The following is a 26,888-nucleotide window of genomic DNA, read 5'->3' on the forward strand; positions in this document are numbered from 1 at the left end:
CTCCTTGTTCTTCGCGTCGCGATCCCACTCGACGACGCCTTCCAGGAGCGTAGCTCAGTGAACGGGACTCCAGTTCGAAAGGCGCTGGACGGCTGGCGGCATCGTCACTCGGCACCGATTCGGCTCGATCGCACCGGCCAGCCGCCGTCGAGCGTCTCCTGCGGATCGAGTCGGCCGATGCGCACGAAGTACTCGGTGAGGCTGGCTGCCTGCGAGCGCGCCCAGCCGATCTGATTCGTATGCAGCTCGGCCGGGGTGGCGGGGAGGGCGAAACGACGAGCGAGGGCTTGCGCCACGCGGCCGGCGGCGATCGCATCCGCGGACGCCTCGTGAGCGTCTTCGAGCACGACCGCGTAGTGGGCTGCGACGACTTCGAGTGTGCGTCGTCCGCGGCGGTATCGGTCGTACGCCTTGTCGATCACGAGGGGGTCGATGACGGGGGAGGGATCGGTCAGCGGGACGATCCCGTGTCTTGCCGCCTCATGCGCCAGGAGAGAGAAGTCGTACGCGGCGTTGTAGGCGACCACGGGCACGTTCTGCTCGAGCAGTGAACGCAGGGCCGCCGTGACCTCTGCGACGACTTCCCGGGACGATCGCCCGTGCCCTCGGGCATACGCCGTGGTGATGCCGTGCACCGCCGTGGCGCCCTCCGGGATCGGTACTCCAGGATCGGCGAGCCAGGAGCGTGCAGCGATCTCGCGTCCTGCGGCATCGAGGACACCGACGTACGCGGTGACAACTCGATCCGACTCGACATCGACGCCGGTCGTCTCCAGATCGAACACCCCGACACGGGTGAGCCACGCAGGAAGCGGGGGACCGGATGGCATGCTTTCACGCTATGCGCGGCCGCGGACATCCAGGGGAAGGCGCACGGCGACTCGTAGACTCGGAGCATGACCGTGCCTTCCCCTTATGCGGACCGCCTCCATCGCCTTCCCGTGCAGCGCCACGAGGTCGAGGTGCGTGGAGCGACCACGGCGTACTGGGTGTACGGACCGGAGAAGGCCGAGACGACGGTCATCGCGGTGCACGGCTTCCGCGGCGATCATCATGGCCTCGAGCCCGTGCTGGCGTACCTCCCCGAAGTGCGTGTGATCGCGCCTGATCTTCCCGGGTTCGGGGAATCAACGCCCCTGCCCGAGCGCCGGCACGACCTGGACGAGTACGCCGGCTGGCTTGTCGACTTCGCAGCGGAGGTCGCTCCCGGCGCCGTCATTCTGGGCCACTCCTTCGGATCGATCGTGACCTCGGCGGCGGTCGCTCGAGGGCTGCGGACTCCGCGACTGATCCTGCTGAACCCGATCGGCGCTCCGGCGTTGGAAGGGCCGAAGGGCGTCATGACTCGCTTGGCGGTCGTCTACTACGCGCTCGGTGCCCGGCTTCCGGAGAGACTCGGCACTGCTCTGCTGCGCAACCGCGTCATCGTCCGCGTGATGAGCGTCACGATGGCGAAGACCAGGGATCCCGAGCTCCGACGCTTCATCCACGACCAGCACGACACGTACTTCTCGCGATTCTCGGACCGAGATGTGCTCCGCGACGCCTTCGTCGCGAGTGTCTCGCACGACGTCCGGGAGTTCGCTCCCGAGATCGATGTTCCGACCCTGCTCGTCGCTGCAGAGCGTGACGACATCACCCCGATCGAGGCAGAACGCAAGCTCGCGGCGCTGTTCCCCGACGCGAAACTCGTGGAGATCGCCGACGTGGGGCATCTCATCCACTACGAGACGCCGGCCGAGGCCGCGGGCGCTGTGCGTCAGTTCCTCAGGATTCCCGTCGCGCGAGGCCGATAAGGCCTGCGACGCGGAACGGGATGACCTCGCCCATCGCCAGCGAGGTCTCCGTGCGTTCGACGCCTTCGATCGAGAGGATGCGGGCGTCGGTGTCGAAGAGGTGACGTGCGTCCCTGCACGCGACGCGAGCGAGCAGGTCGATCGAGCCGCTCAGGCCGTGCGCTTGCACGACTTCAGGAATCCGAGCGAGCTCGTTGATGATGCGCGGCAGTTCGGTCTGGCGGACTCCGATGCTGACGAACGCCTGAAGAGGGAACCCCAGGACGTCGGGTGAGAATGACCGCTCGTAGGAGAGGAAGATTCCGCTCTGCTCGAGGCGCGCCATCCGTGCCTGGATCGTGTTGCGGGAAAGCCCGAGATTCTCCGCGAGGGCGACGATGGTGGTCCTCGGATCGTCGGCGAGGGCGGCGAGGAGCTCGAGATCGATGCGGTCCATTCCTGGCATAGTGCCAAACCTTAGCAGGGGCGCTTCGCGTCAAATTGAGCAACATGCTCAAGCACCGCGAGAATGCTTGAGCGAGGTGTTCAGCAGACGTACCCTCAGAGCATGTCGGTGATGACGCCGGCATCAGCGCGCAGAGCCTCACGAGGGCCGCCGACGAGGAGGACGACGATGTCACCGCAGATCACCCCCATCGCAGACACCGCTCAGGATCTCGAGCTCTCGGAGCGGATACTGGACCCGGACGGACACCGCATTCCGAACCCCCGCCTGGACCCTCTCGTCGCGGATGTCGATGCCGCGCAGCTGCGATCCCTGCTCCGCGACATGATCATCCTCCGTCGTATCGACGCCGAGGGCGTCGCACTTCAGCGGCAGGGGCAGCTGGGGCTCTGGGCGCCATGTCAGGGTCAGGAGGCGACGCAGATCGGTACGGCGCGGGCACTCGCTCCAGAGGACTACGTGTTCCCCAGCTATCGCGAGACCGGGGTCATCTACGCTCGCGGCGCTGAGCCGGGCGACTACGTGCGCATGTGGCGCGGAGAAGAGGGCGCTGCCTACGATCCCGCGGCGCTGGGCGTCGCGCCTCTGCAGATCATCATCGGCGCACAGACTCTGCATGCGGTGGGTTACGCGCTCGGCATTCAGCGCGACGGTGCCGACGAGGTCGCGGTGACGTACTTCGGTGACGGAGCGACCAGTCAGGGCGACGTCAACGAGGCGATGATCTTCGCGGCGTCATACCAGGCGCCGGTGGTCTTCGTGTGCCAGAACAACCATTGGGCGATCTCCGAGCCGGTCGCCGTGCAGTCGCAGTACCCAATCGCGGGGCGGGCTCCGGGTTTCGGGATTCCGAGCCTCCGTGTGGACGGCAACGATGTGCTCGCCTGCATGGCAGCCATGCGCTGGGCGCTGCAGCACGCACGCTCCGGCAAGGGGCCCGCGTACATCGAAGCGGTGACCTATCGCATGGGACCGCACACGACGGCCGACGATCCGACGCGCTACCGCGACGCGGAGGAGCTCGAGTCCTGGCGTCGCCGCGACCCGATCGCACGGTTGGAGACACACCTGCGGGCGAGCGGCGAGCTCACCGATGAGCATGTGGCCGAGACCCAGGCCGCCGCGGACATGGTCGCGAAGGAGATGCGGGCTGCGTGCCTCGGAATGGTCACCCGTCCGCCGCTCGCGGTCTTCGACGGCGTCTACGCCGAACCCCACACCGGGCTCGACCGTCAGCGCGGCGAGTATGCGGCGTACCTCGCCTCCTTCGAGAGCGAGGCGTGAACGTGACCGAGCTCACTCTCGGAAAGGCGCTCGGCGCCGGCCTCCGGCAAGCGATGCGCGACGATGACAAGGTCGTGCTCCTCGGCGAGGACATCGGCAAGCTGGGCGGTGTCTTCCGCATCACCGACGGACTTCTCGACGAGTTCGGCGCGGCCAGGGTGATCGACACCCCGCTCGCCGAGTCCGGCATCGTCGGCACAGCTGTGGGCCTCGCCTTCCGCGGCTATCGTCCGGTCGTCGAGATCCAGTTCGACGGCTTCGTCTACCCCGCCTTCGACCAGATCGTCGCTCAGGTGGCGAAGCTCCATTACCGGACGCAGGGGCGCGTCAAGATGCCGATCACGATTCGGATTCCCTGGGCAGGCGGCATCGGCGCCGCCGAGCATCACTCGGAATCGCCCGAGGCATACTTCGTGCACACGGCGGGCATCCGCGTGATCGCGGTGTCGAATCCCGAAGACGCCTACCGCAGCCTGCGTCAGGCGATCGCCTCCGATGATCCGGTGGTCTTCTTCGAGCCGAAGCGGCTGTACCACCACAAAGGCGAGGTCGATCTCGAGGCGCCACTCGCGGACGCGCCGCCGATGGGCCTGGCGCGTGTGGTGCGATCCGGGACGGACGCGACGTTGATCACGTACGGAGCGATGGTGTCCACCGCACTGCAGGCAGCGGAAGCCGCCGAAGACGAGGGCGTATCCCTGGAGGTCATCGATCTGCGGTCGCTCTCGCCCGTCGACTACGACTCGGTCGCCGCCTCGGTGCGCAAGACCGGACGGGTCGTCGTCGCCCACGAGGCATCCCGTGAGGCCGGCGTCGCTGCCGAAGTCATCGCGAGCATCACGGAGCGCTGCTTCGAGTATCTCGAGTCCGCACCATTGCGAGTCACCGGCCACGATGTGCCCTACCCGCCGGCGAAGCTCGAGAAGTATCACCTCCCGGATCTCGACCGGCTGCTCGACGCCGTCGATCGGGTGATGGATCGGCCGAACAGTCTGACGGGAGCAGAGGCATGATCGCGGAGTTCCGACTTCCGGACCTCGGAGAAGGGCTGGCCGAGGCTGAGGTCGTGCAATGGCTGGTCGCCCCGGGGGACTCGGTCGCCCTCAATCAGACCCTGGCCGAGGTGGAGACCGCGAAGGCGGTGGTCGAACTGCCGTCGCCGTACGAAGGCACCGTGGCGACTCTGCACGCGGAAGCCGGCGAGACCGTCGCCGTGGGGGCCGCACTGATCGACTTCGAGGTCGTCGGTGAGGAGACGACACCCGAGCCGATCCCGGAGGCAGCTGAGAAAGCCCAACCGAACCTCGTGGGATACGGGGCTGCCCCCACCTCGGCCGGTCGACCTGCTCGACGCGCGCGCCGTGCCGGAGCGACTCCGGCGATGGTCGACACAGCCGTGCTCGAGGCCGCGCCGCACGACGCCAGCCCGTCGGCCGCGGTCGAGCCCGTCGTGGAGCGACCGCGCTCCACGCCTCCCGTCCGTGCGCATGCGAAGCGTCTGGGGATCGACCTGGTCCTGGTGGCGGCAGAGGTCGGTGACCGGCTCATCACGCGCGCCGATGTCGACGCGTACGCCGAGAGGGTCGGCGCGCGTGGCGTGGAATCAGATGACGCGCGCGCAGTGGCCCCGGTGGTCCCACCGCGCTCCGCGACTCCCAGCAACGGGGCGCGCGAGACCCGCATACCGATCCGCGGGGTGCGCAAGCACACGGCCGCGGCGATGGTGCAGAGCGCTTTCACGGCTCCTCACGTGACGGTCTTCCATACAGTGGACGTGACGGCGACCATGGATCTGCTGGCGAGCCTTCGAGATGATCGTTCGCTCAGCGAGCATCGGATCGGACCGCTCGCGGTCGTGGCGAAGGCGGTGTGTCTCGGGCTCGGTCGCACTCCGGGACTCAACTCCCGCTGGGATGAGGCCGCCGGCGAGATCGTCCAACATCACTACGTCGACCTCGGGATCGCGGCTGCGACGGATCGTGGACTCATCGTCCCGATGATCCGCGACGCGGAGCAGTTGACACTGATCGAGCTGGCGGACGCCGTGAGAAATCTCGCCGAGGTCGCGCGCTCGGGGAAGACCTCGCCGGCTGAGCTCGCCGGAGGCACCTTCTCGATCTCGAACATCGGCGTGTTCGGTGTCGATGCCGGCACACCGATCCTGCCGCCGGGACAGTCCGGAATCCTCGCGGTCGGTGCCGTGCGTCGTCAGCCCTGGGAGTTCCGAGGAGAGATCGCCCTCCGTCAGGTGATGACGCTCAGCCTCTCGTTCGACCACCGGCTCGTCGACGGCGCAGAAGGGGCGCGCTTCCTGAAGGATGTCGCGGACATTCTCGAGGAGCCCGGTCGGGCGATGCTGCTCAGGTAGTCGCGCGCAACGCGGCTTCCGCCATCGCGGCCAGCACGGTCGCGGTGGCGGAGTGCCGTCGTGCCGCCGCGCGTGTGCTGTGCGGCGTGGAGTTGATGAGGCCGAAGCAGGCCTGGACGCGAAGGCGCAGCTCTTCCTGATCCGCCCCGCTCTCGCCCGCCGTGTGGAGGGGAGACAGGGTGTCCATCCACAGCTCGATGTAGGCGCGCTGCAGGCGGCGGACGGCGGCCCGATCCGCTTCGGACAGATGGGCGACGTCGCGGTCCTGCACCTGGATCACCTCGGCGTTCCCGAGGGCGAAGTCGACGTGGAAGGCGATCAGCCCGTGCATCCGCTCGTCCGGAGTCGGGGTGTTCTCCACCACCTGCCGCCCGCCGTTGATCAGCTCCTCGCTCACCTTGACCAGCACGGCGCCCAGCAATGCCTGCTTGCCGGCGAAGTGTCGGTAGACGGCCGGTCCGGACACGCCGACGGCGGCACCGATGTCTTCCAGGCTCACGCCGCTGTATCCGCGCGCGGCGAAGAGCCGGGCGGCGGCGTGCAGGATCGCATCGGACCGTTCGGCCTTGGCGCGGTCTCGGGCGGTGACCGGGCTTGTCATCTCAGTTAATCCTCGCTAACCTGAAGCAATCGGTTAGTGAACACTAACCGAATATGCCTGCACCGCGCCAGGGCATCGCCCGCGCGGACGTGAGTCGAGGAGGACATCACGATGCCCGCAACGCAGGAGTCCCTCGCGCACGAGCTGCGCGAGCGCCTCACGACCGCCGCGCGAGGCGGACCCACCGCGTCGCGCGAACGCCATGTGGCCCGCGGAAAGCTGCTGCCGCGAGACCGGGTCGCACGGGTGCTCGACGAGGGCAGCCCGTTCGTCGAGATCGCTCCGCTGGCCGCCGACGGCCTGTACGGGGGAGACGCTCCGGGAGCCGGAGTCATCGCCGGCATCGGACTCGTCCACGGTCGCCACGTCATGGTGATCTGCAACGACGCGACGGTGAAGGGGGGCACGTACTTCCCGCTCACGGTCAAGAAGCACCTGCGCGCACAGGAGATCGCGCTCGAGAACCGGCTGCCGTGCCTCTACCTGGTCGATTCGGGCGGTGCGTTCCTGCCGAAACAGGACGAGGTTTTCCCCGACCGCGACCACTTCGGACGGATCTTCTTCAACCAGGCGCGGATGTCGGCCGAGGGGATCCCGCAGCTGGCGGCCGTCCTCGGCTCCTGCACCGCGGGTGGCGCCTATGTGCCAGCCATGAGCGACGAGACGGTCATCGTGCGCGGCCAGGGAACCATCTTCCTCGGCGGGCCGCCCCTGGTGAAGGCGGCGATCGGCGAGATCGTGACCGCCGAAGAGCTGGGTGGGGGAGAACTGCACGCACGGCGGAGCGGTGTGGTCGACCATCTCGCGGAGGACGATGAGCACGCGCTCGAGATTCTGCGAGACATCGTCGCCACCCTTCCGCCGCCAGTGGCCCCGGCGTGGGAGATCGCGAGGACGCGACCGCCCTCCGAGACGACGTCGCTCTACGATGCGGTTCCGGTCGACGTGAACGCGTCATACGACGTGCACGAGGTCATCTCACGGCTCGTCGACGGCGACACGTTCTTCGAGTTCAAACCGGAGTACGGCACGACCCTGGTCACGGGGTTCGCCCGCCTGCACGGGCATCCGGTCGGCATCGTCGCGAACAACGGCGTCCTGTTCAGCGAGTCCGCGCTCAAGGGCGCGCACTTCATCGAGCTGTGCGATCAGCGCGGCATCCCCCTGCTGTTCCTGCAGAACATCACCGGCTTCATGGTGGGGTCGGACGCCGAAGCGGGCGGCATCGCGAAGGACGGGGCCAAGATGGTCACCGCAGTCGCGACGACGAGAGTGCCCAAACTGACGGTCATCATCGGCGGCTCCTTCGGAGCGGGAAACTACTCCATGTGCGGGCGCGCCTACTCGCCGCGCTTCCTGTGGACCTGGCCCGCGAGTCGCATCTCCGTGATGGGCGGCGCGCAAGCCGCATCAGTGCTCGCCACGGTGAAGGAGGACCAGCTGTCCGCACGCGGCGATTCGTGGAGCGCCGAGGAGCGAGGCGAGTTCGAAGCGCCGATCCGCGAGCAGTACGAGCACCAGGGCGAGCCCTACTACGCCACGGCGCGGCTGTGGGACGACGGCATCGTCGACCCCGCGCAGACCCGCGATCTGCTGGGGCTGGCGCTCGACGTCGTCGCCCGCAGTCCGCTGCCCGAACCACGCTTCGGCGTCTTCCGGATGTGAGTGCCATGTCGTCACCGACCATTTCCTTCCAGACCGTCCTCGTCGCGAATCGCGGTGAGATCGCGCGTCGCGTCATCCGCACGCTGCGCACCCTCGGAATCCGCAGCGTCGCCGTGTACAGCGATGCGGACGTATCCGCTCCCCACGTGCGCGAGGCGGATGTCGCCGTGCGGATCGGACCCGCTCCTGCGGTCGAGTCGTACCTGGACATCGATGCCGTGATCGCCGCCGCCCGAGCCACCGGCGCGCAGGCGATCCATCCTGGATACGGGTTCCTGTCCGAGAGCGTCGGTCTCGCCGAGGCCTGCGCCGAGAGCGGCATCGTGTTCATCGGTCCGTCCGTCGACGCCCTGCAGATCATGGGGGACAAGGCGCGTGCTCGTGAGCATGTGCTGCGCTACGGGGTTCCCGTCGTCCCCGGCTTCGACGCCAAAGGGCTGTCCGATCTCGAGATCGCCGAGGAGGCCGATCGGGTGGGGTACCCGCTCCTCGTCAAGCCGAGCGCTGGCGGTGGCGGAAAGGGCATGGAGGTCGTCGCGGACGCGTCGGCTCTCCGGGCCGCACTCGCGTCGGCGCGTCGGGTCGCGGCATCCGCGTTCGGGGACGATTCCCTGATCCTCGAGCGTCTCATCCGTCGCCCACGGCACATCGAGGTGCAGGTGTTCGGCGATGCGCACGGGACGGTCGTCGCCCTCGGCGAGCGCGAGTGCACCCTGCAGCGTCGTCATCAGAAGGTCATCGAGGAGGCACCGTCCGCGGGGATCCCCGCGCATACCCGCGAGCGACTGCTGTCCGCCGCGGTGCTCGCCGCGGAGAGCGTCGAGTACGTCGGCGCCGGCACCGTGGAGTTCCTCATCGACGCAGATGCGCCCGACGAGGTCTTCTTCATCGAGATGAACACGCGCCTCCAGGTCGAGCATCCCGTCACCGAAGAGGTCACCGGGCTCGATCTGGTCGCGCTTCAGCTCCGTGCGGCCGACGGGCTTCCGCTGGATGTCACGCCGCAGCTGCGGGGGCACGCGGTCGAAGCGCGCGTGTACGCCGAATCACCCGAACGCGGCTTCCTGCCCTCGACGGGCACGATCCTCCTGTTCGATCCGCCGCCCGGTGTGCGCGTGGATTCCGCTGTCGAGACGGGGAGCGAGGTGACCGGGTTCTACGACCCGATGATCGCGAAGGTGATCGCCTTCGCGGATGATCGCGTCACCGCCCTCGCGCGCCTCGACGATGCTCTCGCCCGCACGGTGGTTCTGGGCGTCGAGACGAACATCGCCTTCCTCCGCACGCTCTGCGGCGACCCCCGGGTCGTCGCGGGTGACCTCGACACGGGCCTCATCGAAACGCTGCTGCCGCTCGCCGTCGTACGCCCCTCACCGGCACAGCTCGCCGCTGCGGTCGATGCCGTCGAGGTGCCGAGCGAGCCGAGACGCACGAGCGATCTGTGGCGCGAGCTCCCCGGCTGGCGGCTCGGGGCCGAGAGCGCGGCTCCGGGAGACTTCGTCGCACTCACGGACGACGACGAGATGGCGGAGGCGGAATCGGCTCCCGGCGCAACCTCTCGGCGTCCCCTGCGTGCCGCAGTGGACGCCGACGGGGCGGTGTGGGTCTCCGAGGAGGGCCGCACGGTCCGACTCCGCCCCATCGACCGGCGGCAGCGGATGCGGAGGCGGCTCACCGCTCAAGAGGCGGGGTCGGCGACGACCGAACCCGAGGGACGCGTGCCCATGCCGGGCAGCGTCGTCGCCGTGCTCGTCGCGGACGGGGATCCGGTCGCGGCCGGCGACCCGCTCGTCGCGATCGAGGCGATGAAGATGGAGCACCAGGTGCTGGCACCGCGCGATGGCGTGGTGCATCTGCTGGTTGCAGTGGGAGACCAGGTACGGCGTGACCAACCGGTCGCCCGGGTGACGACGGAGGAGAGCTGACCATGGAAGATCTGACCGAGGAGGAGCGCGAGCTCGCCGCGATGGTGCGCGAGTTCGCGGACACGGTGGTCGCGCCGCAATCGTATGAGGCCGACCGCACGCACACACTGTCGATGGACGTCGTCTCGCAGATGGGCGATCTCGGCCTGTTCGGCCTGCCGTTCCCCGAGGAGTACGGCGGTCAGGGCGGTGACTACATGGCGCTCGGCATCGCGATCGAGGCCCTGGGGCGAGTGGACCAGTCGATCGCGATCACGCTCGAAGCCGGGGTGAGCCTCGGTGCGATGCCGATCTACCGCTTCGGCACCGACGAGCAGCGGCAGGAGCTTCTTCCTGATCTGCTTGCGGGGCGGGCGCTGGCGGGCTTCGGCCTCACCGAACCGGAAGCCGGCAGTGACGCCGGCGCGACCAGGACCACCGCGCGCCTGGAGGGCGATGAGTGGGTCATCGACGGCTCCAAGCAGTTCATCACCAACTCGGGAACCCCGATCACCCGCTTCGTCACGGTTACCGCAGTGACCGGGAACGAGAACGGTCGCAAGGAGATCTCCACGATCATCGTCCCGAACGGCACACCCGGGTTCACGGTCGAAGCTCCTTACGACAAGGTCGGGTGGAATGCGTCGGACACCCACCCGCTGACCTTCGACGGAGCGCGGGTTCCGGCATCGAACCTGCTGGGGGAGCGGGGGAGCGGCTTCCGCAGTTTCCTCAGCATCCTCGACGAGGGCCGTATCGCGATCGCCGCACTCTCCACGGGCGCGGCCGAGGGCTGTCTGGAGGCCGCCGTCGAGTACGCGAAGAGCCGGACGATCTTCGGCGCTGCGCTGAGCACACGCCAGAACGCGCAGTTCACCCTGGCCCGCATGCGGGCTCGGGTGCACACCGCGCGGCTCGCCTGGCATCACGCGGCGCGGCTGCGGGATGCGGGGAAACCGTTCGCGGAGGCGGCGGCGATCGCCAAGCTCGTCGGCGGGGAGGCCGCGATGGACAACGCCAGGGATGCCACCCAGATCTTCGGCGGAAACGGGTTCATGAACGAGTTCCCGGTCGCCCGCCACTACCGCGATTCGAAGATCCTCGAGATCGGCGAGGGCACGACAGAGGTGCAACTGCTGGTCATCGCCCGCGGACTCGGACTCGCCGGGTAGCGTGGCGATATGACCACGCATGACATCCTCCAGAGGGGGCTGTACTACGAGGAGTTCGTCGTCGACGCCCGTTATCTGCACCGACCTGGGCGCACGGCGACAGAAGCCGACAACGTGCTCTTCACCACGCTCACGATGAACACGCAGGCGCTGCACCTCGACGCGGCATTCGCCGATGCGCAGGATCCGTTCCGTGCGCGGCTCATGAACTCGATGTGGACTCTGTCGACGATGGTGGGCGCCTCGGTCGCGCAACTGACGCAGGGCACGCTCGTCGCGCAGCTCGGGTTCGGCGACATCGTCTTCCCGCACCCGCTGTTCGCCGGTGACACCCTCTATACCGAGAGCGTCATCGTCGACAAGCGGTTGTCGTCCTCACGCCCGGGCCAGGGCATCGTGACGATCGCTCATACCGGACGTAATCAGGACGACACCGTCGTGGCGACAGCGGTGCGTTCCGTTCTCGTCCACTGCCTCCCGGACGGAGTCGCGAAGTGACCTTCGATCTCGGGCCGGCGCTTCTGTTCTGCCCTGCGGACCGACCGGAGCGCTTCCACAAGGCTCTGGATCGGGCGGACGCGATCATCCTCGACCTCGAAGACGCCGTCCTTCCGGAGGGGAAGGCTGCGGCGCGCCGGAATGTCATCGATGCGGACATCGATGCCGCACGGGTCGTCGTACGCGTGAACGCACCGGGGACCGATGCGTTCACGGCCGATCTCGACGCACTCGCCGCGACGGACTTCCGCACGGTGATGGTGGCGAAGACGGAGAGCGCGGAGAGCCTCGATGTGTTCGATGAGCGGTACTCGCTGATCGCACTGTGTGAGACCGCACGTGGCATCCATGCCTGCGACCGGATCGCAGCACACCCCAGGGTGACCGCGATGATGTGGGGCGCCGAGGATCTCGTCGCCTCTCTCGGCGGAACCTCGTCTCGGAATGCGGAGGGCGGCTATCGGGATATCGCCCGCTATGCCCGTGCTCGCGTCCTCCTCGAGTCCAGCGCTCAGGGCAAGGCGGCCATCGATGCCGTGCACATCGACATCGACGACGCCGAGGGGCTCCAGCGCGAGGCGATGGACGCCGTCGCATCGGGGTTCCGTGCCACGGCCTGTATCCATCCGAACCAGGTGGCGGCGATCCGGGCCGCCTATCGTCCGGACGACGACACGGTGGCATGGGCACGCGCGGTGCTCGGGGCTGCGGCGACGGAGCGCGGTGTGTTCCGTTTCGAGGGACGGATGATCGACGAACCCGTGCTCCGGCACGCGCGATCGGTCGTCTCGAGAGTCAGCTGATCAGACGACCTGTGACTCTTCGAGGAGTCGCAGGTATCCGGGTGCCGCCACGAAGCGGTGCGCGGACCCGTTGCGCAGGACCTCACCGTCGCGGGGAAGCGTACCGCCCGAGACATGATCGATCACAGCCCGGATCACGCCACCGTGCGCCACCACGAGCACCGATTCCGCCTGTGGGGCCGAGCGGCGTCGCGCTTCACGGGCGATCGCGTGGAGTGCCGTGATGGCACGTTCGCCGACCTGCTCCAGCGACTCCGCACCCGGGACCTCGGCGTGCCAGTCGCCGTATGCGGAGATGTAGTCCTCGACGAGCATGCCCTCGCCGTCACCGAACTCGCGTTCCCGGATGTCGGGGACCACGCCGACGACTTCGAGCCCGAGTCTGCCAGCGATGATCTCCGCCGTCTCCTTGGCGCGCAGCAGCGGGCTGGTGTAGACGGCGTGGTGCGTGCTCGAGGCAAGGCTCTCTGCTGCCCTTCGCGCGTCTTCTCGCCCGGTCTCGTTCAGTGGGATGTCGGTCGACCCCTGGATTCGTCGTGCGAGGTTCCAATCGGTCTGGCCGTGGCGGATGAGGGTGAGGTGGGTCACGAGAGCAGTTCCTGGAGTGCGGGGAGCACGTCGCTGGTGCCTGCGGCGATGGTGGCATCGGCCCAGGGGTCTGCACGCGTCGGCTCGCGGTTGACGATGATCAGAGGGATGTTGCGGCGTCTGGCTCGCTCGACCAGGCGCACGCCGGAGTTCACGACGAGGGAGGAGCCGGCGACGATGAGGGCGGAGCTGGAGCGCAGCAGCGACTCCGCTGCACGGAATCGGTCCAGCGGGACGTACTCGCCGAAGAAGACGACGTCGGGTTTCAGCATGCCGCCGCACACGGTGCACTCGGGCACGATGAACCCTTCGGTGGATTCGGGGAGGACGTCGCCGTCCGGGGCGAGCGCCACGTTCTCCGGGATGGTGATCCAGGGGTTCCGCTCCTCGATCTGCACCGCGATGTCGCGGCGGTCGAAGACCTGCCCGCACCGCAGGCAGAACACGCGACGCATCGTGCCGTGCACTTCGATCACGTGCGAGCTCCCGGCGCGCAGATGAAGCCCGTCGACGTTCTGGGTGATGACGCCCGACACCTTTCCGGCGGCCTCGAGCTGTGCGAGCGCGAGGTGTCCGGCGTTGGGCGCGGCCCGGGCGAACGCGCGCCAGCCGAGGTGGCCGCCGACCCAGTAGCGTCGTCGTGCCGCCTCGTCGCCGAGGTAGGTCTGGATCGTCATCGGGTCGCTGCGGGTTCTGGCGCCTTCGCCGCGGTACGCGGGTATCCCCGAGTCGGTCGAGATGCCGGCACCGGTCAAGAGGGCGATGCGCCTGTCGCGCAGCAGCTCGGCGGCGTGGGCGATGGTGGCCGACAGCTCGGCGGTGTTCGAGACGCTCACAGGACCTCCTCGAGCAGTCTACGGCGTGGGGGCGGGACCGGGTCCCGCGAGCAGACCCCTGCGGCGCGGTCGTCGAGGCGGGTGCGAGCAATGGCAGAGTGGATGCATGCGACTCGTGCCTGTGACCGAAGCCGACGATCCGTGCCTCGACGACTACCGCGGGCTCACCGACACGGCGCTGCGCACAGTCCGGGAGCCGGCGGGCGGGCTGTACATCGCGGAGTCGACGAAGGTCATCGCCCGTGCGGTGGCAGCAGGGCACCGTCCGCGCTCCGTGCTGGTGCAGGAACGCCGTGTGGAGGACATCCGTGGGATCGTCGGCGAGTTCGACGTCCCGGTGTACGTCGTCCCGGATGATGTGGCCGAGGCGGTGACGGGGTTCGCCGTGCACCGCGGCACGATCGCGTCGATGCATCGGCCGGAGCTGCCGACGGTTCGACAAGTGATCGAGGGCGCCACCGTGGTGCTGATCCTCGAGAACATCGGCGATCACACCAACGTCGGTGCCGCGTTCCGTGCGGCGGCGGGCCTCGGCGCGGATGCCGTGCTGGTGTCGCCGGGCGGCGCGGATCCGCTGTATCGGCGCAGTGTGCGCGTGAGCATGGGGACCGTCTTCCAGGTTCCGTGGACGCGCATCAACGACTGGGATGAGGCCGTCGCAGACCTTCATGCCGCGCATTTCGACATCGCAGCGCTGGCTCTGCGTGACGACGCGGTGACCCTCGACGCCTACGTGGCCGACCGCCCCGAGCGGGTGGCACTCGTCATGGGCTCGGAGGGCGATGGGCTCTCCCGCACGGTGATGGACCGCGCCGACACGATCGTCACGATTCCGATGTCAGGCGGTGTCGACTCCCTCAACGTCGCCTCCGCCGCCGCTGTCGCACTGTGGGCGGTGAAGGTCTGATCTGTGCTCAGTCGTGCTCCGGGAAGATGATCGGCGAGGGCTCCGGACGCTTCGCGGCCACGTTGTCGCCCGACGACTGATGGCGCAGCCGACGCAGAACCCAGGGCATCAGGTGCTCGCGCGCCCACCCGAGGTCCTCGCTCCGCGCCTCGCGCCAGGTCCGCAGCGGGTAGGGCTCCGGCTGCATGGCCTCGAGGTCGTTCGGCACGTTCAGAGCACGGAGCACCATGCGCGCGACCTCGTGGTGGCCGAGCGCGTTGTAGTGCAGGCGGTCATCGTCGAAGAACCGCATGTCCTGGACGACCTTCAGGGCCCACTGATCCGCGACGATGCAGTCGTGGCGCTCGGCGATCGCGCGGATGTTCTCGTTGTAGATCGCGACCTTTCCGCGGAAGGCACGGAACACCGGTGTGAAGCCCGTGTCGATACCGGTGAACAGGAGGACGGCCGCTCCCGTGGATGACAGGCGCGCCACGGCATCCTCGAGCTGACTCGCGATGGCGTCGGGGTCGGTGCCCGGGCGGATCACATCGTTTCCTCCCGCGCAGATCGAGACGAGGTCGGGACGCAGTTCGACGGCCGGTTCGATCTGATCGGCGACGATCTGCGCGATGAGCTTCCCGCGGACGGCGAGGTTGGCGTACGCGAAGTCGTCGACCTGGGCGGCGAGCACTTCCGCGACCCGATCGGCCCAGCCGCGGTGGCTGCCGGGGTGCGCCGGATCCGGGTCTCCGATGCCTTCCGTGAAGGAGTCTCCGACGGCGACGAAACGGCGCCACGGGTGGGCGGTCTCGTTGGGGATGTACGGGGTCCGAGTCGAATCCTGGTCGGTCATCCAGCTCTCCTTCGCGAACGTCTGCGAGGCGGCGATGGCCGCAGCGCAGTGATCGAGCCTACCCGCAGGTGAGGTCCCGGGGGAGGGGCACGCGCGAGAAGCGCCGTACGTGCGACAGTGTCCGCAGCACCGATTATCGTGGAGTCGATGCTCTCTCCGTCCTTTCCCCAGCGTGCCCCTTGGGGAACCGCAAGCAAGCTGCGCGCCTGGCAACAGGAGGCGCTGGAACAGTACTTCGAAGCCGATCAGCGGGACTTCCTCGTCGCTGCGACGCCGGGTGCAGGCAAGACCACCTTCGCCCTCACCCTCGCCGTGGAGCTCATGCGCATCGGCGAAGTGAACCGCATCATCGTGGTGGCGCCGACCGAGCACCTGAAGACGCAGTGGGCGGATGCTGCGGCGCGCGTGCACATCCGGCTCGACCCGCGATTCCGCAACAGCGACTGGGCGCCCGCACGTCACTATCACGGTGCTGTCGTCACCTACGCGCAGGTCGCGGCGAAGTCGTCGGTGCATCGGCATCTGACGGAAGACGCCAAGACACTCGTGGTTCTCGACGAGGTCCATCATGGTGGGGACGCGCTGAGCTGGGGCGACGCCATCCGCGACGCCTACGGCCCCGCGAAACGCCGGCTCCTTCTCTCCGGAACGCCGTTCCGCAGCGACACGGCGCCGATCCCGTTCGTCGAGTACCACCCCGACGAATCCGGTGCTCGCGTCTCGCGCACCGACTACAACTACGGCTACGGTCGTGCCCTCGCCGACGGCGTCGTTCGCCCCGTGCTCTTCCACATGTACGCGGGCAAGATGCGCTGGCGCACCACCACCGGCGACGAACTCGAGACGCACCTGGGGCAGGACAACACGAAAGACGTGACGTCGCAGGCCTGGCGCACCGCGCTCGATCCCGAAGGCGAGTGGATGCCGGCGGTGCTGTCGGCCGCCGATCGCCGCCTGACCGAGATCCGCCACCACGTTCCGGATGCGGGCGGCCTCGTGCTCGCCACCGATCAGACCGTTGCGCGCGCATACGCGAAGATCCTGCACAGCATCACGGGGCAGCAGCCGACGATCGTACTCTCCGATGACGCGACCGCCTCGGAGCGCATCGAGAAGTTCAGCGCGAACGATTCCCGCTGGATGGTCGCGGTCCGCATGGTGTCCGAGGGTGTCGACGTGCCGCGTCTCGCCGTCGGCGTCTACGCGACATCGTCGTCGACTCCGCTCTTCTTCGCTCAGGCGATCGGTCGATTCGTGCGGGCCCGTCGTCGGGGCGAGGCCGCCAGCGTGTTCCTGCCACAGGTGCCTGTGCTCATGGGTCTGGCGAACGAGATGGACAAGCAGCGCGACCATGCGCTCGACCGACAGTCGAAGGAAGAGGACGGACTCGACGACTCCCTGCTCGAGAGCGCCAACCGCGAAGAGGAGACCTCGGATGCGCTGACGCAGGAGTTCAGCTATCAGGCACTCTCCTCGGTCGCGCACTTCGACCGCGTCGTCTTCGAGGGCCAGGAGTTCGGGCAACTGGCCGAGCCTGGAACTCCGGAGGAGGAGGAATTCATCGGTTTTCCGGGCCTCCTGGAACCCGAGCATGTGCACGAACTGCTCATGCAGCGCCAGTCGCGACAGTCCCGGCTGCGAGAGGCGCGCGAAGCCTCGACCGGGCCGACCGAGACGACGACGCTTCCTCCGCCCCTGCACCGCACGCTCAAAGAGCAGCGGCAGCTCCTGAATAGTCTGGTCGGCCTGTATGCGCGGCAGAAGGGCGAGCCGCATGGTGCCGTACACGCAGAGCTCCGGCGCATCTGCGGGGGTCCGGCTGTGGCGCAGGCGACCGTGACGCAGCTGCAGTCGCGTATCGAGGTCCTGCGTAAGCGCGTACGCTCCTGAGCGATCGTCCGCGGTCTCGCCCGTCGGCGGTGCTTCGGATCCCCGAAATGCTGTCAATCCGCGTCTGAGCGAGGTCTCGTCGAGCCGCCGCGGCTAGCGTTGAACGGTTGCCCGCGCATCGGGCACCGTACACCTGGAGGATCCATGACAGCGCCCGCTGCTGCCGACCCGACCCCCGCCGATCGCCGGCGCTGGGCTCGCTATCTCGTGGAGGAGCGCGCCGAGGGCGCGGTCTATCAGAAGCTCGCGGCACGCCGCACGGGGGAGGAGCGGGACATCCTCCTGAGGCTCGCCGATGCCGAGCGCCGCCATGAGCAGCACTGGCTCGACCTTCTCGGCACGGAGCCCGCGCGGCTGCCGCGTGCCGGCGTGCGCTCCCAGCTGCTCGGGTGGATGGCGGGCCGCTTCGGGTCCATCTTCGTGCTTGCGCTCGCTCAGAGCGCCGAAGCGCGTTCGCCCTATGATTCCGAGCAGTACGCGACCCCGGCGATGCGTGCCGACGAGAAGGTGCACTACGAGGTCGTCCGCGGACTCGCGGCGCGCGGACGGAGACGCCTCTCCGGGTCCTTCCGTGCCGCGGTGTTCGGTGCCAACGACGGTCTCGTGAGCAACCTCGCGCTGGTCCTCGGCATCGGTGCGACCGGGGTGAGCTCCGGATTCGTCCTCTTCAGCGGGATCGCAGGGCTCTTGGCCGGCGCGCTGTCGATGGGGGCCGGGGAGTTCGTGTCGGTGCGTTCGCAGCGTGAGCTGCTGGCCGCGACGGAGGCGAATGAGGACGCTCATGCCGCAGCCGGTGATCTCGACATAGACGAGAACGAACTCGCGCTCGTGTACCGGGCGCGCGGCATGGACCAGGAGGAATCGCTGTCCCGCGCGCGACGCATCGTCTCAGCAGCGCAGGCGGGGGTCAGTCGTGCGGCGACCGGACCTGTGAACATCCAGGCCGGAGACGATCACGAGATCGTCGGAAGCGACTGGACAGCGGCGATCTCGAGCTTCCTTCTGTTCGCCTCGGGCGCGATCATCCCGGTCCTTCCCTGGATCTTCGGCCTCCAGGGCCCCACGGCGATCATCGTCGCCTTGGTCCTGGTCGGCATAGCACTGCTGAGTACCGGGGCGATGGTCGGCGTGCTCTCGGGCGGCCCGCCTCTGCGTCGAGCCGTCCGCCAACTCGCGATCGGCTTCGGTGCCGCAGCGATCACCTACGTCCTTGGCTTGGTCTTCGGAGTCGGAGCGGTCTGATTCCGGACCGGACACTGCGGGGCCAGCCGGGGATCCGGCCCCGCAAGGCCGCCCCCATGCAACGATGAAGGCCCCGGATCTATTGAACCGGGGCCTTCATCTTCCTGTGCGCGGAGGGGGACTTGAACCCCCACGCCCTTACGGGCACTACGACCTCAACGTAGCGCGTCTACCATTCCGCCACCCGCGCAGGTTTTGGATGATCGTTGCCGACCGAAGAATGACATTACCACGTTCCCTGCGGCCTCTCGAACCGAGCGGTACGCCCGGGCGTGGCTCGCCGTTTCGATAGCCTTGAGCACATGACCGATCCCTCTCTTCCCGAGGTCGTGCGCATCGCGAGCGACCTCATCCGCTTCGACACTTCCAACTTCGGTGGAGGGAACGCGAAGGGCGAGCGCGAGGCCGCGGAGTACGTGGGCGCCTACCTGGAGAAGCTCGGGCTGGAGGTCGAGTACTACGAGCCGATCGAGCGCCGCACCAATGTGATGGCGCGTGTTCCGGGCCGTGATCGGAGCAAACCGGCCCTCGTCGTGCATGGACACCTCGACGTCGTGCCGGCGATGGCGGACGACTGGAGCGTCGACCCGTTCGCCGGTGTCGTCCAGGACGGGATGCTGTGGGGGCGCGGCGCCGTTGACATGAAGAACATGAACGCGATGATCCTCACCTCCGTCGCGGAGATCCTCCGGGCAGGGGAGCAGCCGGAGCGCGACCTGATCCTGGCGTTCTTCGCCGACGAGGAGAACGGCGGTGTCGAGGGTTCGGCGCTCGTGGTGCAGAATCGCCCGGAGTGGTTCGCGGGGGCGACGGCCGCGATCAGCGAGGTCGGGGGCTACTCGATCACGGTGGACGACCGGCGCGCGTACCTGCTGCAGGTCGGCGAGAAGGCGCTGATCTGGATCCGCCTGGTGGCGAAGGGGCGTGCGGGGCACGGCAGCCGCCTGCACGACGACAACGCCGTGACGAAGCTCGCAGAGGCCGTCGCAGCGATCGGACGCACGCGTTGGCCGATCCGTCTCACGCCGACGACCACAGCTTTGTTGGAGGGCCTCAGTGCGCTCAGCGGGCGCAGCACGGACGATCCCGATGCACTCGCGGCCGCCGCGGGGCCCGCAGAGGCGTTCCTGCGGTCGTCGTTCCGAACGACGACGAACCCCACCGCCCTGACCGCCGGCTACAAGCACAACGTGATCCCGGAGCGTGCCGAGGCGCTCATCGACGTGCGGGTCATCCCGGGCACCGAAGACGATGTTCTGGCCGAGCTCCAGCAGATCGTCGGCGATGAGATCGTCATCGAGACGGTCGTCCGCGACATCGGTATGGAGACGCCGTTCGAGGGCGAGCTCGTGGAGGCGATGGTCGCGAGCATCGGCCGCCACGACCCCGGGGTCCCCGTGATCCCGTATCTGCTGGGCGCCGGCACCGACAACAAGGCGCTGGCATTCCTGGGCATCACCGGCTACGGCTTCGCCCCGCTGAAGCTCCCCGCCGAACTGGACTTCACAGGAATGTTCCACGGAGTCGATGAGCGCGTCCCCGTAGAATCGCTTGTCTTCGGCCAGCGCGTGCTGGCCGATCTGCTGCGCACGTATTGAGCGCCGCCCGCTCCGTGCCCTCACAACACCGAAAGCCTCTTCATGCACCTGCTCGAAGCACTGATCCTGGGCATCGTCCAGGGACTCACCGAGTTCCTCCCCATCTCCTCCAGCGCCCACCTGCGCATCCTCGGCACGTTCCTCCCGTCGGGAGAGGACCCCGGGGCGGCGTTCACCGCGATCACGCAGATCGGCACCGAGGCGGCGGTGGTCGTGTTCTTCTGGCGTGACATCGTGCGCATCATCGGCCAGTGGTTCCGCTCGCTCGTCGGCAAAGCCCCCCGCAACGACCCCGATGCGCGGATGGGCTGGATGATCATCATCGGCAGCATCCCGATCGTGGTGCTCGGGCTGCTCTTCCAGGACCAGATCGAGACCGTGCTGCGCTCGATGTGGATCGTCGCGATCATGCTCATCGTCTTCGGCATCCTGCTCGGCGTCGCCGACTACGTGGGGGCGAAGCGCCGCAAGCTCGACGATCTGACCTATCCGCACGGCGTCGCCTTCGGTTTCGCGCAGGCGCTCGCGTTGATTCCCGGGGTCTCCCGATCCGGCGGCACGATCACGATGGGTCTGTTCCTCGGCTATGAGCGCGCCGCTGCTGCGCGCTACGCCTTCCTGCTCGCGATCCCCGCCGTGTTCGGCAGCGGCTTCTACCAGGTCTTCAAGAGCTGGGACGAGCCGTCGTTCTTCTCATTCGGCGACACTCTCGCGGCGACCGGCATCGCGTTCGTGGTGGCTCTCGGCGTCATCGCGTTCTTCATGAACTGGATCTCGAAGCGCAGCTTCCTGCCCTTCGTGATCTATCGGATCCTGCTCGGCACGGTGCTTCTGGTACTGCTCGGTACCGGTGTGATCGCGGCCTGATCCGGCTCAGCGTTTGCGATCTCCCGGGCCGTCGTCGCGGCGGCGGAGATACCGTTCGAACGCCTGCGCGATCGCATCGCCCGAAGCCTCGGGGGAGTCCCACGTGTCGCGCGTGCGCTCGAGCTGACGGATGTACTCCGCCATGTCCTCGTCTTCCGACGCTGCCGCGTCGATGGAAGCCTCCCAGGCGGCGGCTTCTGTGCGCAGCGTCTGGCGGTCCACGTCGGCGCCAGTCAGTTCCTCGAGCCGGTCGAGCAGAGCGAGAGTCACCTTCGGCGAGGGCGTGGCGGACGCGACGTAGTGCGGCACGCTGGCCCACAGACTGGCGGTGGGGATCCCCGCGTTCTCGGCGAAGTGCTCGATCACGGACAGGATGCCGACGGGGCCCTCGTAGAGCGAGCGCTCGAGGTCATGTGCTTCCCGCACCTGCTCATTCTGACTGGACGCGAAGATCGAGATCGGCCGCGTGTGGGGGACGTCTGAGAGCATCGCGCCGAGGGTGACGAGTCCGGTGATGTCATCGCGCAGAGCCACGTCGATGAACTCCGAGGCGAACGCCTGCCAGGTGCGGGCGGGCTCGGCGCCCGTGAGCAGCCAGAACTCGGGTCCCGGGCCCGGGTCGCGCGGGCGCCAGAGGCCCGCTTCCGGCCACGTCAGCTGACGGCGGCCCTCGGCATCCATCCGACTCGACGGGCGCGTGTACTGGTAGTCGAAGAAGAGTTCGGGATCGACGGAATGCACGAGGTCGTACTCCGACGACGCCCGCAACGCCTCGATGGCGCCGCTCGCCGCTTCACCCGCATCGTTCCAGCCGTCGAAGGCGGCGATGACGATGCGCTGACCGAGAACATCCATCGAGGGCTCCCTTCGAGATCGTGGACGATATCCCTCCAGGCTAGTCCGCGGCGGCGGGATGCGGGCGGCACCCCGGCTAGCATGGGTTCAGTGAGCAGAAAGCCCAGCGCGGTCCTGTGGGACATGGATGGAACACTCGTCGACACCGAACCGTATTGGATGGCGGCCGAGACGGCACTGGTCGAATCCTTCGGCGGATCGTGGAGCCACGAGGATGCGCTGCAGCTCGTCGGAAGCGGATTGCTCGACAGCGCCGTGATCCTGCAGGGCGCCGGTGTCGCGATGGAGGCGGAGGCGATCGTCGACCACCTCACCGACGCCGTTCAGGAATCGCTCCGCAGCCAGGGCGTCCCGTTCCGGCCAGGCGCCCGGGAACTCCTCCGAAACCTCCGAGAGGCCGGCATACCGACGGGTCTCGTCACGATGTCGCTGCGGAGAATGGCGCTGAGCGTCGTCGATCTGATCGATTTCGAGGCGTTCGACATCGTCGTGGCGGGCGATGATGTCGACAACCCGAAGCCGCATCCGGAGCCCTATCTGCAGGCGGCGGCACTCCTCGACGTCGACATCGCCGACGTTGTCGTCATCGAGGATTCGCCGACGGGCGTCCGCGCCGGCCTCGCGTCGGGCGCGCTGACTCTCGCCGTTCCGCACATCGTGCCGCTCGACCATCTGGGCGCCCACGAGCTGTGGCCGACCCTCGCCGGCAGGAACGCCGCTGACCTCACCGATCTCTTCGACAGCATCAACGTCGCGACAGGAGCAACCTGATGACCGATAGCCGCGTTCCGAGGCCGAGTGGTCCGTTCCGTCCAGGCGATCGCGTGCAGCTGACCGGCCCGAAGGGGCGCCTGCACACGGTGACGCTTCGCGAAGACGGAGAACTGCATACGCACCAGGGCGTGCTGCGCCATCGTGACCTGATCGGCCTTTCTGACGGCTCCGTCGTGGCCAACAGCTCCGGACACGACTACTTGGCTCTCCGGCCATTGCTGAGGGACTTCGCGATGTCGATGCCGCGGGGCGCGGCGATCGTGTATCCGAAGGACGCGGCGCAGATCGTGATGCAGGCCGACATCTTCCCCGGAGCGACCGTGGTCGAGGCCGGAGTCGGCTCCGGCGCGCTCTCCCTCTCTCTCCTGCGGGCCGTCGGCCCGGCGGGGAACCTGATCTCGTTCGAGCGGCGCGAGGACTTCGCCGACGTGGCTCGCGGCAACGTGGAGACCTTCTTCGGCGAGCACCCCGACACCTGGCGCGTCGTCGTGGGCGACCTCGTTGAGTCGCTCCCGAACGAGGTGCAGGCGGGCGCCGTCGACCGGGTGGTGCTGGACATGCTCGCTCCCTGGGAATGTATCGACGCCGTCGCCGATGCGCTCACCCCCGGCGGTGTGGTCCTCTGTTACGTGGCCACCGCGACTCAGCTCTCCCGTGTGGCGGAGTACATCCGTGGCACCGGACTCTTCACCGATCCCGATGCCTCCGAGACGATGGTCCGCGGCTGGCATGTCGAGGGGCTCGCCGTGCGCCCCGACCACCGCATGGTCGCTCACACCGGGTTCCTGCTGACGGCGCGACGACTCGCGCCCGGCGCCATCGCGCCTTCGGTCAAACGACGTGCTTCCAAGAGCAGCTATGGCGACGCGGATGTCGAGGCATGGACCCCCGGCGCCGTCGGCGATCGGGAGATCAGTGACAAGAACCTGCGCAAGCGGGCGAGAGAAGCCGAGAAGGCCGCCGAAGGGGCGCGCCTTGCTTCGGCCTCGCGCGATTCCGGGCACGCGACGGAATAGACTGGAGCGCGTGCGTAAAACGTCCGCCGTTCTGGCCTCCCTCAGCCTTGCCGTCCTCGCTCTGACCGGCTGCACCGCCGTGGCGCCCGAGAGCGACGTCGCCTGCGATCGCGGGGCCGGGTCGACCGATATCCGCGACGCCGTGACCGTCGAGGGCGACGTCGGGTCGACTCCGGACGTCAGCGTTTTCAGTCCGCTGCACCTCACGAAGACGGCGTTCGCCGACACGACGGTGGGCGATGGTCGGAAGATCCTCGACAACTCGCAGGCACTCGTGGTGGAGCTCTCGATCTTCAGCGGCGAGAGCGGCAAGCAGGTCTACGCGACGTCCTACGACGAGTCCAAAGGGCAGGTCTCCACGGCCGATTACTGGGCGACGCAGTCGCCCGGACTCGAGTCGGTGTTCTCGTGCGCGACCGCGGGGTCGCGGATCGTCGCGGCCCTCACCCCGGAAGACTTCGGCGCCAACAACCTCCAGGGATTCGGCCTCGAGGCCGACGACAACGCGGTGTTCGTCATCGACGTGGTCGATGTCTTCCTCTCCCGCGCCGAGGGTTCCCTCCAGTTCAACGATGCGAAGGGCATGCCGACGGTGGTGCGCGCCCCCGATGGCACGCCCGGCGTCATCATCCCCGACAGCGCTGCACCGACGGAGCAGGTGGTGCAGACCCTCATCAAGGGTGATGGTGAAGAGGTCGAAGCGGGCCAGATCCCCCTCTTGAACGTGATGGCCGTGGGCTGGGACGACAAGAAGGTCATCAACAGCACCTGGGGCCAGGGACCGACGGGCGATCTCTCGACCTCGGCGCCGACCGTTGCGGAGGCTCTCGCCGGCAAGACCGTGGGTTCGCAGATCCTCGTCGTGACTCCCGCCGGTGACGGTGGCCCTGCCGTCGCCTACGTGGTCGACATCCTGGGCGCTGTCACGGCGCCGACGCAGTGATGGCCAGCCGGATCCCCGCGGAGGAGCGCTTGACGAATCTCGTCGTGGCGCTGATGGCCACGGAGATCGGGCTGACCAAGCAGCAGATCCTCGACAACGTCTCGGGATATCGGCAGCGTGCGGATGCGGGCACCCGCTCCGACGCCCTCGAGAAGATGTTCGAGCGCGACAAGGACGAGCTGCGCACCCTCGGCGTGCCGATCGAGACGATCGGGGACGCAGCCGATCCGAATGACCTCCGAGAAGCTCGTTACCGTATTCCGCAGGCGGAATACGACCTGCCCGGTGACATCGATTTCTCAGCCGCGGAGATGGCCGTACTGCAACTGGCGGGGAGCGTCTGGAGTGCGGAGTCCGTCTCGGGCGACGCGCAGTCGGGGGTTCGGAAGATCCGTGCGCTGGGGATCGACGGCGACGAGCCGATCATCGGATTCGCACCGCGGATCACCGCCCGCGACGCAGCTTTCGCGCCTCTCCAGGACGCGATCGAGCGGTGTCGCGTCGTCACCTTCGACTACTTGAAGCCGGGGGAGGACGCACCACGGCGACGTCGGATCCGCCCATTGGCGCTCGTCGACTACGAGGCCCGATGGCATGTGTTCGGCATCGATGCGGACGTCGAGGAGGACCGCACGTTCCTGCTCAGCCGGATCGTGGGCGCCGTCAAGCTGAGCACGACGACCTTCGATTCCGCACTCCGAGACGGAGCCGGGGATCGGGCCCTTTCCGGTCTGGAGCGAGTCGCTGCTGCGAACTCTGCACTGCTGGAGGTGACGCCCGGCACCGAAGCTGCGCTGCGACTCGGGCGACGTGCGACGGCAGCGCCTCAGGGGATCCACGTACCGTTCGTCGACCTGCACATCTTCGCCGATGAGCTCGCCTCCTACGGACCGGAGGTCCGGGTGGTCGAACCGGCCGCGCTGCGCGACGCGGTCATCGACCGGCTCCGGGCTGTCGTCGACGCGCACACAGATCGGGCGGAGGCATCATGAGTGCGAAGTCCAAGCCGCTGCTCGCGGCCGATCGTGTCCGTCTGTACCTCACTCTCGTGCCGTACCTGCTCGAGCACGGTCAGGTGTCTCTTGCCGAGGCCGCTGAGGAGTTCGGTGTGACGCCGCAGGAGATGCGCGGGATGGTCGAGAAGCTGACCGTGATCGGGCTCCCCGGGGAGTCCGGCTACTGGCAGCAGCCGCAGGAGATGTTCGACATCAACTGGGACCTGCTCGACCTCGAAGACGTCATCGAGATCACGAACGATGTAGCCCTGCGTCGAGTCCCGCGCTTCACCGCGCGCGAGGCGGCAGCGTTGCTCGCCGGACTGCAGATGGTCGCAGCAGTGCCGGCAGTCTCCGACTCTGGCCTCGTCGCAGGACTCATCTCCAAGCTGTCCCGCGGCGCAGCCGATGCACCCGCCGAGGTCGTCGTCGCGCCGAGCGCCGTCGACGAGGTCCGTGAAGCCGTCGCGCGAGGCCTGCACGACGGCGTCGCGATCGCCTTCACCTATCAGGCCCCGGATGCCGCGCCGACGACCAGAACGGTCGATCCGATGCAGATTCTCATCACGAACGGCCAGTGGTATCTGCAGGGCTGGTGCCACATGCGGCAGGCGATGCGGACGTTCCACCTCGACCGTGTCAGCGCGCCGACGCTCACCGAGATTCCGATCACCCACGGCGGCGAACACGTTCCTGAGGCGTTCGCCGGTCTCGACGACGAACGCGAAGTCACCGTGCGCGTGCCGGAGTGGCTCGCGCCCCTGTTGAGCGGCTTCGTTCCCACCGGGCAGCCCGATGTGGTCGACGGCGCGGTGACCACCACGCTTCACCTCGCCGATCCGCGTGGCATCAAGCGGCTCGCCGGGCGATTCGGCGGCGCGATGGAAGTGCTGGAGCCGGGTATCGCCCGATCCGCGACCAAGGACTGGGCCGCGTCGGGACTCGCGCTGTATCGCCGACCCGATATATCTCAGAGATCTGTAGACTGAACCGAACGCTCATCGAC

At 68.0% G+C, this 26,888-nt stretch carries 26 protein-coding genes and 1 tRNA gene; 19 read left to right on the forward strand and 8 right to left on the reverse strand.

Annotated features, from left to right (window positions below; all coding sequences use genetic code 11):
• Positions 1–104: 104 nt before the first annotated feature.
• On the reverse strand, positions 105–830 hold the full coding sequence (locus tag ACFC14_RS14360; protein ID WP_376105771.1) for a 3'-5' exonuclease: 726 nt from the start codon (positions 828–830) through the stop codon (positions 105–107).
• A 66-nt stretch (positions 831–896) separates the two neighbouring features.
• On the opposite strand from ACFC14_RS14360, the gene ACFC14_RS14365 reads away from it, so the two are divergent.
• Positions 897–1,796 (forward strand): alpha/beta fold hydrolase, encoded by a 900-nt coding sequence (locus ACFC14_RS14365; protein ID WP_376105774.1) that lies wholly within the window; start codon positions 897–899, stop codon positions 1,794–1,796.
• Here the strand turns inward: ACFC14_RS14365 and ACFC14_RS14370 are convergent.
• Positions 1,768–2,241: an Lrp/AsnC family transcriptional regulator gene (locus ACFC14_RS14370; protein ID WP_376105777.1), complete on the reverse strand. Its 474-nt coding sequence runs from the start codon at positions 2,239–2,241 to the stop codon at positions 1,768–1,770. The genes ACFC14_RS14365 and ACFC14_RS14370 overlap by 29 nt on opposite strands.
• A 168-nt stretch (positions 2,242–2,409) precedes the next feature.
• Here ACFC14_RS14370 and pdhA point away from each other — a divergent pair, with 168 nt between their 5' ends.
• From pdhA to ACFC14_RS14385, 3 genes are read left to right on the forward strand one after another with little or no spacing between them, the layout of a single operon-like run.
• Positions 2,410–3,525: a pyruvate dehydrogenase (acetyl-transferring) E1 component subunit alpha gene (gene pdhA, locus ACFC14_RS14375; protein WP_376105779.1), complete on the forward strand. Its 1,116-nt coding sequence runs from the start codon at positions 2,410–2,412 to the stop codon at positions 3,523–3,525.
• Positions 3,526–3,527: 2 nt separating this feature from the next.
• Entirely contained in the window at positions 3,528–4,538 is a 1,011-nt protein-coding gene (locus tag ACFC14_RS14380) for an alpha-ketoacid dehydrogenase subunit beta (protein WP_376105782.1), read from the forward strand.
• Positions 4,535–5,893, forward strand: a complete 1,359-nt coding sequence (locus ACFC14_RS14385; RefSeq protein WP_376105785.1) for a dihydrolipoamide acetyltransferase family protein — start codon at positions 4,535–4,537, stop codon at positions 5,891–5,893. The genes ACFC14_RS14380 and ACFC14_RS14385 overlap by 4 nt, the downstream gene beginning before the upstream one ends.
• On the opposite strand, the gene ACFC14_RS14390 is transcribed toward ACFC14_RS14385, so the two are convergent.
• Positions 5,886–6,494, reverse strand: coding sequence for a TetR/AcrR family transcriptional regulator (locus ACFC14_RS14390; protein WP_376105788.1), 609 nt, complete (start codon positions 6,492–6,494; stop codon positions 5,886–5,888). The two genes, ACFC14_RS14385 and ACFC14_RS14390, sit on opposite strands and share 8 nt — an antisense overlap.
• A gap of 111 nt (positions 6,495–6,605) precedes the next feature.
• Here ACFC14_RS14390 and ACFC14_RS14395 point away from each other — a divergent pair, with 111 nt between their 5' ends.
• The 5 genes from ACFC14_RS14395 to ACFC14_RS14415 are packed head-to-tail and all read left to right on the forward strand — an operon-like array spanning position 6,606 to position 12,536.
• Positions 6,606–8,159, forward strand: a complete 1,554-nt coding sequence (locus ACFC14_RS14395; RefSeq protein ID WP_376105791.1) for a carboxyl transferase domain-containing protein — start codon at positions 6,606–6,608, stop codon at positions 8,157–8,159.
• A gap of 5 nt (positions 8,160–8,164) precedes the next feature.
• Positions 8,165–10,084: a biotin carboxylase N-terminal domain-containing protein gene (locus ACFC14_RS14400; protein ID WP_376105793.1), complete on the forward strand. Its 1,920-nt coding sequence runs from the start codon at positions 8,165–8,167 to the stop codon at positions 10,082–10,084.
• 2 nt (positions 10,085–10,086) lie between these two features.
• Positions 10,087–11,235, forward strand: a complete 1,149-nt coding sequence (locus ACFC14_RS14405; protein ID WP_376105796.1) for an acyl-CoA dehydrogenase family protein — start codon at positions 10,087–10,089, stop codon at positions 11,233–11,235.
• A gap of 9 nt (positions 11,236–11,244) precedes the next feature.
• Entirely contained in the window at positions 11,245–11,733 is a 489-nt protein-coding gene (locus ACFC14_RS14410) for a MaoC family dehydratase (RefSeq protein ID WP_376105799.1), read from the forward strand.
• Positions 11,730–12,536 carry an HpcH/HpaI aldolase/citrate lyase family protein gene (locus tag ACFC14_RS14415; protein ID WP_376105802.1) on the forward strand — a complete coding sequence of 269 codons (807 nt, stop codon included), beginning with the start codon at positions 11,730–11,732 and terminating at the stop codon, positions 12,534–12,536. The genes ACFC14_RS14410 and ACFC14_RS14415 overlap by 4 nt, the downstream gene beginning before the upstream one ends.
• Here ACFC14_RS14415 and ACFC14_RS14420 read toward each other — a convergent pair whose 3' ends face one another.
• Both ACFC14_RS14420 and ACFC14_RS14425 read right to left on the reverse strand, forming a co-directional pair.
• Positions 12,537–13,124, reverse strand: a complete 588-nt coding sequence (locus tag ACFC14_RS14420; protein ID WP_376105805.1) for a histidine phosphatase family protein — start codon at positions 13,122–13,124, stop codon at positions 12,537–12,539.
• Positions 13,121–13,960 (reverse strand): Sir2 family NAD-dependent protein deacetylase, encoded by an 840-nt coding sequence (locus ACFC14_RS14425; protein WP_376105808.1) that lies wholly within the window; start codon positions 13,958–13,960, stop codon positions 13,121–13,123. Before ACFC14_RS14425 ends, ACFC14_RS14420 begins: the two co-directional genes overlap by 4 nt.
• 106 nt (positions 13,961–14,066) lie before the next feature.
• Here ACFC14_RS14425 and ACFC14_RS14430 point away from each other — a divergent pair, with 106 nt between their 5' ends.
• The gene (locus ACFC14_RS14430) at positions 14,067–14,867 is read left to right on the forward strand and encodes a TrmH family RNA methyltransferase (RefSeq protein WP_376105811.1); all 801 of its coding nucleotides are present in this window, start codon (positions 14,067–14,069) and stop codon (positions 14,865–14,867) included.
• 7 nt (positions 14,868–14,874) lie between these two features.
• Here ACFC14_RS14430 and ACFC14_RS14435 read toward each other — a convergent pair whose 3' ends face one another.
• On the reverse strand, positions 14,875–15,702 hold the full coding sequence (locus ACFC14_RS14435; RefSeq protein ID WP_376105814.1) for an SGNH/GDSL hydrolase family protein: 828 nt from the start codon (positions 15,700–15,702) through the stop codon (positions 14,875–14,877).
• Between the two features lie 147 nt (positions 15,703–15,849).
• On the opposite strand from ACFC14_RS14435, the gene ACFC14_RS14440 reads away from it, so the two are divergent.
• On the forward strand, positions 15,850–17,592 hold the full coding sequence (locus ACFC14_RS14440; protein WP_136043897.1) for a DEAD/DEAH box helicase: 1,743 nt from the start codon (positions 15,850–15,852) through the stop codon (positions 17,590–17,592).
• 144 nt (positions 17,593–17,736) lie between these two features.
• Positions 17,737–18,834 carry a VIT1/CCC1 family protein gene (locus tag ACFC14_RS14445; protein WP_376105818.1) on the forward strand — a complete coding sequence of 366 codons (1,098 nt, stop codon included), beginning with the start codon at positions 17,737–17,739 and terminating at the stop codon, positions 18,832–18,834.
• A 107-nt stretch (positions 18,835–18,941) separates the two neighbouring features.
• Here the strand turns inward: ACFC14_RS14445 and ACFC14_RS14450 are convergent.
• Positions 18,942–19,024, reverse strand: a tRNA-Leu gene (locus ACFC14_RS14450).
• A gap of 112 nt (positions 19,025–19,136) precedes the next feature.
• On the opposite strand from ACFC14_RS14450, the gene ACFC14_RS14455 reads away from it, so the two are divergent.
• Both ACFC14_RS14455 and ACFC14_RS14460 read left to right on the forward strand, forming a co-directional pair.
• Positions 19,137–20,432, forward strand: coding sequence for a M20/M25/M40 family metallo-hydrolase (locus ACFC14_RS14455; RefSeq protein ID WP_376105821.1), 1,296 nt, complete (start codon positions 19,137–19,139; stop codon positions 20,430–20,432).
• A gap of 42 nt (positions 20,433–20,474) precedes the next feature.
• The gene (locus tag ACFC14_RS14460; RefSeq protein ID WP_376105823.1) at positions 20,475–21,299 is read left to right on the forward strand and encodes an undecaprenyl-diphosphate phosphatase; all 825 of its coding nucleotides are present in this window, start codon (positions 20,475–20,477) and stop codon (positions 21,297–21,299) included.
• Positions 21,300–21,305: 6 nt separating this feature from the next.
• Here ACFC14_RS14460 and ACFC14_RS14465 read toward each other — a convergent pair whose 3' ends face one another.
• The gene (locus tag ACFC14_RS14465; RefSeq protein ID WP_376105826.1) at positions 21,306–22,154 is read right to left on the reverse strand and encodes a PAC2 family protein; all 849 of its coding nucleotides are present in this window, start codon (positions 22,152–22,154) and stop codon (positions 21,306–21,308) included.
• An 81-nt stretch (positions 22,155–22,235) separates the two neighbouring features.
• Between ACFC14_RS14465 and ACFC14_RS14470 the strand changes: the two genes are divergently transcribed.
• From ACFC14_RS14470 to ACFC14_RS14490, 5 genes are read left to right on the forward strand one after another with little or no spacing between them, the layout of a single operon-like run.
• On the forward strand, positions 22,236–22,925 hold the full coding sequence (locus ACFC14_RS14470; RefSeq protein WP_376105829.1) for an HAD family hydrolase: 690 nt from the start codon (positions 22,236–22,238) through the stop codon (positions 22,923–22,925).
• Entirely contained in the window at positions 22,925–23,944 is a 1,020-nt protein-coding gene (locus tag ACFC14_RS14475; RefSeq protein ID WP_376105831.1) for a tRNA (adenine-N1)-methyltransferase, read from the forward strand. The genes ACFC14_RS14470 and ACFC14_RS14475 overlap by 1 nt, the downstream gene beginning before the upstream one ends.
• Before the next feature lie 10 nt (positions 23,945–23,954).
• Positions 23,955–24,887, forward strand: coding sequence for a hypothetical protein (locus ACFC14_RS14480; protein ID WP_376105834.1), 933 nt, complete (start codon positions 23,955–23,957; stop codon positions 24,885–24,887).
• Positions 24,887–25,879, forward strand: coding sequence for a helix-turn-helix transcriptional regulator (locus ACFC14_RS14485; RefSeq protein WP_376105837.1), 993 nt, complete (start codon positions 24,887–24,889; stop codon positions 25,877–25,879). The genes ACFC14_RS14480 and ACFC14_RS14485 overlap by 1 nt, the downstream gene beginning before the upstream one ends.
• Positions 25,876–26,871, forward strand: coding sequence for a helix-turn-helix transcriptional regulator (locus ACFC14_RS14490; protein ID WP_376105839.1), 996 nt, complete (start codon positions 25,876–25,878; stop codon positions 26,869–26,871). The genes ACFC14_RS14485 and ACFC14_RS14490 overlap by 4 nt, the downstream gene beginning before the upstream one ends.
• The last annotated feature ends 17 nt before the right edge of the window (positions 26,872–26,888 follow it).

It is taken from the genome of Microbacterium sp. NPDC055988, from assembly GCF_042269505.1.
GTDB lineage: Bacteria > Actinomycetota > Actinomycetes > Actinomycetales > Microbacteriaceae > Microbacterium.